We start from the raw sequence: 6,544 nt of genomic DNA, 5'->3' as shown, positions 1-6,544 counted from the left end.
CCCCCCCCCCCCCCCCCCCCCCCCCCCCCCCCCCCCCCCCCCCCCCCCCCCTTTTGAGTCTCGTGGGCTCGGAGATGTGTATAAGAGACAGGGCCTGAGGTGCATGGCGGCTGTTTACGATCCTTGGTTGGTTTGCGGGAAGTAGACATGTTTTTGATGCGCCGTCTGCGCATGTTTTCATCAACCGATACCCTAAAGAAAACGCCACCGCGACGCGGTGGCGTATGTCCATCCATCCAGGCCTATGGCAGTGGCGACCAGCGCTCCACGATGATGCCAGGGATGGAAAGCAGCTCTTGCCCAAGCTTTCCGTTGACCTCTATGCGCTGGTACTGCAGTTTGCCCAGCTGCGTCATGTCAGCCCGACTTAAACCATCCAGTCGCCAGGCCTTGCCTTTGGCATCAACCAGCGCCCACCAGCCGCCCACATCCGGACCTTTGCGGACGACTGCGCCCACCCAGCGTTGGCTGGGCGCAACCGTTTGCTGCAGTGGTTGGCTGGCGGCACCTGTGTGGGCGCAACCAGCCAGCACGCTGCCAGCCAGCAGCAAGCATATGAACCTGTGCTTGCATGTTTGCATCAGCGTACCACCAGGATCATGCTGGTGTTGGCCGGAATTTTCACGCCCTTGCGGCTATAGCTATTGCCGTTGATGTTATCCACTTGATAGCTATGGCTCATGGACTGGAAAATCCCGAACAGGCTTTGCGGCGAGGTGGTCTGATATTTCGTCAGATCAAACGCCGCAAACTGGTAGGCACCGTCTGTCTTGGTCGGGAAACCATAACCATTGGGCAAATTCGTGGCCGGCAGCGTGGCGAAGATGCTGGCGCCGAAGCGGGCGTATTCATCGGCTAGGCCGCTGCCGCCATTGCTGGTGATCAGCTTGTCCAAGCAATTGTAGCTGCTGTCGATGCCATAGCTGTCGCCGTCATTGCAGCTGGTGATCAGCTGCTTGTAGATGGCCAAGCCATACCGGCGGTTCAGGAAGGCGCCAAACGCGCCGCCCAGGCTGTATGAGCCGGACGACAGCGTAGACCACTGGTTGTAGCTGACGCCGCCGCCAGTTTGCAGATAGCCTGGGATTCTGACTGAATAGGCCGTATCGTAGCCGCCAAGCAAAGCCGGCGCGATCACATCCTCCGACAGCATGGCCGAGGTTTCTTCCAGCCAGGTGTCATGCGTCGTGCCTCTGACAATCGATCGCTGGTAGAAGTTGGTCATGTGCGTCGCTTCATGCAGCAGAGAGGCAATGGTGTAATTGCGGTTGTTCTTGACCTCGCCAGCGTTGATGAAGAACAGCAAGGCCTGGTTGGAGTTGCTCATTCCGCTGACGGAGCTCAGGTAGTTATTGGCTCCATAGAAATAGCCGGCCCAGCCGGTTGATGCGGGAGCATTGACAATGGCGATGTTGATGTCCTGCAGCGCGCCCGGAGAGTCTTGGATTACGCTTCCTGTGTATTTGCTGGGCACGGTCCCCCATACATCGCCCAAGAGGGCATTGAGCTGCGCAAAGCCGCCGTTGCTGCCGCAGACTGCGTTTTTCATCGCAGCCATGTCGTCGCTGCTGACGTTGCCGGACTTGGTGGCGTTCGGGTCCAGCCAGAACACGACATTGCGGCCAGATGGCAGCGTGCACTGGGTGTTAGCCTGGGTGACATAAGGAACGGGGTTGCTTGCGTTGTCCCATAGGTCGTTCCAAGTGCGGGTGTCGCCAATTGCCGCATTGGCGCGGGAGCGGGCAGACATGCGCGCTGCCTGCGCGCGCGCTGCAACTGTTTGCGCCGGCAGGTGAATCAGCTGCTCAGCCAACTGACGATTTTTCTCCGTCATGGCCATTTTGCCGGCATAGGTCCCCTGGTAAGCCATCATCTCGTGAGTGATGACTGCGCGTGCACCAAGCGAAGGCAGAGCGGAGGCAGAGGCGAGATTGCCAGTGCCGGGTGCTGAAGTCATGTTGGTGCCGCCATTAGTGAACACCAAGGTTGCTTTGTTGCCCGGTTTCACGCCCGCAATATTAATGTCTATGGTGGCGTCACTCGACGTGGTGTTGGTGTAACGCCAAGTGCCAATTCCGTTGCCGCTATAGGTGGACGCGTCCACAGCGCCGCAATTGGCGCCCGCGCAATCGGCTACCAGCTTATTGCTGTTTGTTGCTACAACGCCTTGCGCAATGCTGGCGGTGGCCTGGAGGCCGGAAGTGTCGCTAGCCGTTACCGATACGTTGTATGTGCCGGCCTTGTTGAAAGTGTGCGAAACCGTTGCGCCGCTGCCGGCGCTGCCATCGCCAAAGTCCCAGCTGAACGTCAGCGGCAGATTTTGCGGATCGCTAGAGTTGGCGGTAAAAGTCACGCTTTGGCCAATGGCCGCGGTGGTGGCTGAGGATTGGATGGTGGGCGTCGCCGGATTGGGAGCAACGATGGTGATACTTTGCGTGAAGCTGGACGCCTGATTGGCGGTGTTGGACACCGTCACCTTGACGGTATAGCTACCCGACTTTGCATAAGTATGGCTGACGTTCTGGCCCGGAGTGGGGGCGGAGCCATCGCCAAAGTCCCATATGTAGGAAAGCGTCAATCCGGAAGGGTCGGTTGCGCTGGCGGAAAAGGCAATAGGAGCCGTTGCCAGCAAGCTACCCGTGGTTCCAATTGAAATGTTGGGCGTGCTGGGAGCGGTTTGCCGGGTGGTCTGGGTTCCAGGCGAGGTATCGCCGCCACCTCCTCCGCCCCCACCGCAGGCGCTTAACATCAGGGCACTGGCTATACAGGCCGCCATCACTTGCATGCGGGCATTTTTATTCATTTTTTCCATCTTCTTCACTATAAGAACTTGTTTAAAGATATTGTTTATTTTGTAAATAAATGTAAATTAGTATTATCAATATGTAAACACCATTAACGCAACTTCCCATCGCAAGCATTGCAAAAAATGTTGCGAATTTTGTCTATAAATATAAGTTTGATCAGTCAAGCTAAATCACTGAAGCCTGCTAGGCATGTCAGATGGTGAGGGGGAGGCCTCCACTTGTCTGTGGGTGTGAATCGCTCCAGCCCCTGGATGCTTGCGAGCCGTTGGCGGCCTGTCCCGGCTCCTATAAGCTTTCCTGTTTTATGGAATCAGGCATGAATAGAGGTTTGTATGCGGAAATCGTGGCTGGCTATGGCGGGCTTGCTCGCGCTGTTTCACTCCCCCGTAAACGCTTGCACACTATGGGGCGCGGCAGGGTCGGCCAGCGTGGATGGCACGCTTTTGGCCAAGAACCGCGACTGGAAGCCGGATCATGTGCAGTCCTTGCGCTTGCGCCATCCGCAGCAGGGCTATGCCTATCTCGGCTTGTATGCCGACAACGGCAGCGCGCCGGGCATCAAGGCGGGAGTGAATGAAAAGGGGCTGGCCGTGGTCAGCGCTTCCGCCAGCAGCCTGCCGCGCGCGGTGCGGCTGGCGGACAGTGAGAGGCACGGCATTTTGGCGCAGCTGTTGCGGGATTATGGCTCGCTGGACGAAGTGGCCGCCGCGGCGGATAAGGTGTTTCCGCTGTCTCGCCCGGTGTTTCTGCTGCTGGCTGATGCCCGCGGCCTGATGCAGGTGGAAATAGGCCAGCAAGGGCGTTATACGCTGATCCGCCAGCAGAATGGCATGTTGGCGCATACCAATCATTATGCGGACACCGCCTTGCTGGATGCTCCGCAAAAAGTCGGCGCCAGCAGCAGAACCCGGCTGGATCGGATCCAGTCTTTGCTGGCGCGGCAGCCGCAGCATAGTCTGGCCGAGTTCGAGACGCTGAGCCAGGATCGCCATGATGGCCCGGATAACAGCCTGTGGCGCAACGGCCATGAATACACGTTGGCCGGCTGGCAAATGGCTTTCCCGCCTGCTGCCGCGCCCAAGCTGCATCTGGTGCTGGCCAATCCCGGCGCCGCGCCGCTGACGCGCGATTACACGCTGGATGCGGCATTTTGGGCGCAGCCGGCTCAGACATTGCTTCCTTGATCCCCCTGGCTGAATGCATTTAAGATGCTTTGGGCATAATGTCTTTCGCGTTCAGTCGCAAAGGGGAAGAGCAATGCGAATCCGCAGCGTGTATTTCAAGGTGGCCGAGATGGAGGCGGAGGTGGTGTTTTGGCAGGCTTTTCTGGAAAGCGAGCCGCTGAAGCGGGGCAGCCATTGGTCGGAATTCATGGTGGGCGAAACCCGCTTGGGCATGCTGCTCAATGATTTTGGCGAGGAGCTGCAAGGCTGCGCTGCCGTGCCGGTGTTCGAACTCGCGCCGGAGCAATTGTCGTCTGCCGTGAGCCGCGCCAAAGAGGCTGGCGCGACGGTGGTGCTGGACGGACTGGCTAATCCGCAAATGAACTCCATCGTGCTGGCCTCGCCTGGAGGCAATGAGTTCGAGCTTTGCAATTGCGCGGCCCATGGCTGAGACCGCCAGACTGCGCGAGCAGTTGACCCTGTTTGTGCCGCGCGTCCAGGGCGAGCCGCTGGAGGTGGTGCGCCATGCGCTGGACCCGGTGCAGGCCAGACTCATCGCGGCGCACGTCACGCTGTGCCGCGAGGACGAAATCGCCGATTTGGGCATGGTCCGCCTGTTTGAGCGTTTGCGAGGAATGGGACCGTTGCGGCTAGAGTTCGGCCCAGCGGAGCGCTTTCAGGGGCACGGTATTCTGTTGCCCTGCGTCGCCGGCGAGGCGGATTTTCAGGCCATGCGCCGCGAGGTGTTGGGCTGCGCGGCGCGCGGGCATGCTCCGCACCTGACTCTGGCGCATCCGCGCAACCCGCGCGCGGCCGGCAATCTATTGTTGGATAGCCCTGGCCTGCCGCGGCACATCGCCATCACATTCCTCGCGGTCAGCATGATCCGTCAGTACGGCGGCCAACCCTGGCAGCAACTGGGACGGACGACGTTGGGTTCGGCAGTGGTAAGCGCTGATTAAAAAATGAGCGCTTGTATTTTCTCTTTTTCGCTCATGGGCTTGACTGGTTTATCCACAATCTGTCACCAGGCTTGTTCGCGTGGAATGGGGGAAAGTTCCGTCATTGCTCAAATTTTGAGCGCGAGAGGCAAGTATTTCAGGGTAAAGGGATTTTTCGCCTTGTCCCTAACTTGTCCACAGCCTTGTTCAATCTTGATGTGGATTATGTTTGAAAACGAAAACGCCGCCCGGATGAGGCTGCGTTTTGCTCATGGCGCTTGGTTAGCGGAGTGATCAGGATTCCAGCGCTTCCAGCTGTTCCTGCACTTCCATCCATTCCTCTTCCACTACGCCCAGGCGGCTGGCCACCTCGCCCTGCCGTTTGACGCTGTCGGCCAGCTTCAACTTGTTGGCCTCGTTGTAGGCCTCGCTGGAGGACAGGAAGGTTTCCAGCTGGGCTTTCTCTTGCGACAGCTTGTCCATTTCCTGTTCCAGCTTGTTCAGGCGGTTTTGCAGCGGCTTGCGTTGCTTGGCCAGCTGCTGGCGCGCCTCGGCCTCCTGGCGCTTTTGCTCCTTGCGGTTCACGCCCTGGGCGTCGCCGTCGGATGGTTTGTTGCCTTCGGCCAATTGGGCGATGCGCCATTGCCGGTAGTCTTCCAGGTCGCCATCGAACGGTTGCACCTTGCCGCCGCTGACCAGCCAGAATACATCGGTGGTGGATTCCAGCAGGCTGCGGTCGTGCGACACCACGATCAGCGCGCCGGTGAAGTCCTGCAAGGCCAGCGTCAGCGCGTGGCGCATTTCCAGGTCCAGGTGGTTGGTCGGTTCGTCCAAGAGCAGCAGGTTGGGCTTTTGCCAGACTATCATCGCCAGCGCCAGCCGCGCTTTCTCGCCGCCGGACATCGGGCCGACCGGGTCTGTGGCGGCATCGCCGCGGAAGTTGAAGCCGCCCAGGAAGCTGCGCAATTCCAGCTCGCGCGTGGTCGGCGCAAGTCGCTGCATGTGCAAGAGCGGCGATTCGTCCGGACGCAGCGTTTCCAGCGTGTGCTGGGCGAAATAGCCTATCTTCAGCATCTGCGCGTTGATGCGCTCGCCGGATAGCGGGGAGAGGTCGCCGGACAGCAGCTTGACCAGCGTGGATTTGCCGGCGCCGTTGACGCCCAAGAGGCCGATGCGCGCGCCGGCCTCCACCGACAGGCTGATATCGGACAGGATGGTCTTGTCGCCATAGCCGGCATTGGCCTTGTCCAGCTTCAAGAGCGGATTGGGCAGGTGCTCCGGGCTGTCGAAGTGGAAATCGAACGGCGAGGCGGTATGGGCCGGCGCGATGCGCTCCAGCTTCTCCAGCGCCTTGACCCGGCTTTGCGCCTGGCGCGCCTTGCTGGCCTTGGCCTTGAAGCGGGTGATGAACGATTCCAGATGGGCGATCTGGCGCTGCTGCTTTTCGTACTCGCCTTGCTGGCGCGACAGTTTCTCCGCGCGCATCACTTCGAACTGGCTGTAGTTGCCGGTGTACAGCGTCAGCGTCTGGTTGGCCACTTCGACGATATGGCTGCAGATGGCGTCCAGGAAGTCGCGGTCGTGCGAAATCACCAGCAGCGTGCCGGGATAGGCCTTCAGCCAATCCTCCAGC

6 protein-coding genes are annotated in these 6,544 nt (G+C 59.6%); 3 read left to right on the top strand and 3 right to left on the bottom strand.

The features are described from left to right. Positions 1–242 precede the first annotated feature (242 nt). Together JHD59_RS21280 and JHD59_RS21275 are read right to left on the bottom strand one after the other, a co-directional pair. Positions 243–551 carry a hypothetical protein gene (locus JHD59_RS21280; RefSeq protein WP_199155731.1) on the bottom strand — a complete coding sequence of 103 codons (309 nt, stop codon included), beginning with the start codon at positions 549–551 and terminating at the stop codon, positions 243–245. 29 nt (positions 552–580) lie between these two features. Continuing rightward, complete coding sequence (locus JHD59_RS21275; RefSeq protein ID WP_233164448.1) at positions 581–2,812, bottom strand: PKD domain-containing protein; 2,232 nt, start codon at positions 2,810–2,812, stop codon at positions 581–583. 423 nt (positions 2,813–3,235) lie between these two features. Between JHD59_RS21275 and JHD59_RS21270 the strand changes: the two genes are divergently transcribed. The 3 genes from JHD59_RS21270 to JHD59_RS21260 all read left to right on the top strand — a co-directional run bounded on the left by JHD59_RS21270 (position 3,236) and on the right by JHD59_RS21260 (position 4,932). Further along, positions 3,236–3,991, top strand: coding sequence for a carcinine hydrolase/isopenicillin-N N-acyltransferase family protein (locus tag JHD59_RS21270; protein WP_199155729.1), 756 nt, complete (start codon positions 3,236–3,238; stop codon positions 3,989–3,991). A gap of 73 nt (positions 3,992–4,064) precedes the next feature. Further along, positions 4,065–4,421 carry a VOC family protein gene (locus tag JHD59_RS21265; RefSeq protein ID WP_199155728.1) on the top strand — a complete coding sequence of 119 codons (357 nt, stop codon included), beginning with the start codon at positions 4,065–4,067 and terminating at the stop codon, positions 4,419–4,421. Beyond that, positions 4,414–4,932, top strand: coding sequence for a 2'-5' RNA ligase family protein (locus JHD59_RS21260; protein ID WP_199155727.1), 519 nt, complete (start codon positions 4,414–4,416; stop codon positions 4,930–4,932). The genes JHD59_RS21265 and JHD59_RS21260 overlap by 8 nt, the downstream gene beginning before the upstream one ends. Before the next feature lie 273 nt (positions 4,933–5,205). On the opposite strand, the gene JHD59_RS21255 is transcribed toward JHD59_RS21260, so the two are convergent. Continuing rightward, the coding region (locus tag JHD59_RS21255; RefSeq protein WP_199155726.1) for an ATP-binding cassette domain-containing protein at positions 5,206–6,544 on the bottom strand (1,339 nt) is incomplete at its 5' end.

The sequence above is a fragment of the Chromobacterium sp. ASV23 genome (assembly GCF_016428945.1).
Lineage (GTDB): Bacteria > Pseudomonadota > Gammaproteobacteria > Burkholderiales > Chromobacteriaceae > Chromobacterium > Chromobacterium sinusclupearum.
This window is presented reverse-complemented; position numbering and strand designations above follow the sequence as displayed.